Raw genomic sequence first — 1,303 nt, forward strand, 5'->3', positions numbered from 1 at the left:
GGCACCATCCCACCGTGATCGTCCGATCGTTCAGTGACATCGAGAACACCGACCGGCATGTGAGGGCCGCCTCCGGTACCTGGGAGAGCAAGCGCATCGTGCTCGCCAAGGAGAGGGTGGGCTTCTCGCTCCACGAGACCGTGCTGTACGCGGGCACGGAGACGTCCATGTGGTACGCGAACCACATCGAGGCCGTGCTGTGCACCGAGGGCGAGGCCGAGCTCACCAACGACGAGACCGGCGAGAAGCACTGGATCTCCCCGGGAACGATGTATCTGCTGAACGGGCACGAGCACCACACGCTGCGGCCCAGGTCCGACTTCCGTTGCGTGTGTGTCTTCAACCCTCCCGTCACCGGACGGGAGGACCACGACGAGAACGGTGTCTACCCGCTGCTGACAGAGGAGGGCTGAACCATGACCACCGAAGTACTGCGCGCCGACCTGTACCCCTCGCGCGGCGCCGCCGAGATGACCACTCCCCGCCAGGACCCGGTCATCTGGTCCGCGCCGGGCGCACCCGGACCGGTTTCCGCGAAGGACCTCCAGGGCTTCGAACACAACGGTTTCCTCACCGTCGAGGAGATCATCACGCCGCAGGAGGTGGCCGGCTACCACGCCGAACTGGAACGGCTGATCGCCGATCCCGCGGTGCGTGCCGACGAGCGCTCGATCATCGAGCCCACGTCACAGAGCGTGCGGTCCGTCTTCGAGGTCCACAGGCTCAGCGAGGTCTTCGCCCGGCTCGTGAGCGACGAGCGTGTGGTGGGCCGGGCCCGGCAGATCCTCGGCTCGGACGTCTACGTCCACCAGTCCCGGATCAACGTGAAGCCGGGCTTCGGGGCTTCGGGCTTCTACTGGCACTCGGACTTCGAGACCTGGCACGCCGAGGACGGACTGCCGAACATGCGGACCGTGTCCGTCTCGATCGCGCTGACCGAGAACTACGACACCAACGGCGGGCTGATGATCATGCCCGGTTCGCACAAGTCGTTCCTCGGCTGCGCGGGTGAGACACCGAAGGACAACTACAAGAAGTCCCTGCAGATGCAGGACGCCGGCACCCCGTCCGACGAGGCGCTGACGAAGATGGCCGACCGGCACGGCATCAAGCTCTTCACCGGCAAGGCCGGTTCGGCGACCTGGTTCGACTGCAACTGCATGCACGGCTCGGGGGACAACATCACCCCGTACGCGCGCAGCAACGTCTTCATCGTGTTCAACAGTGTGGAGAACACCGCCGAGGAGCCCTTCGCGGCTCCCGTCCGCCGACCCGACTTCATCGGGGCACGCGACTTCACGCC

2 protein-coding genes are annotated in these 1,303 nt (G+C 66.0%); both read left to right on the top strand.

Going from position 1 to position 1,303, the window contains the following annotated elements:
* Nucleotides 1–14: 14 nt before the first annotated feature.
* The gene (locus ACFWBQ_RS38305) at nucleotides 15–413 is read left to right on the top strand and encodes an ectoine synthase (RefSeq protein ID WP_385508672.1); all 399 of its coding nucleotides are present in this window, start codon (nucleotides 15–17) and stop codon (nucleotides 411–413) included.
* Between the two features lie 3 nt (nucleotides 414–416).
* The coding region (gene thpD / locus ACFWBQ_RS38310; protein ID WP_385508671.1) for an ectoine hydroxylase at nucleotides 417–1,303 on the top strand (887 nt) is incomplete at its 3' end.

The sequence above is a fragment of the Streptomyces sp. NPDC060035 genome (assembly GCF_042736635.1).
Lineage (GTDB): Bacteria > Actinomycetota > Actinomycetes > Streptomycetales > Streptomycetaceae > Streptomyces.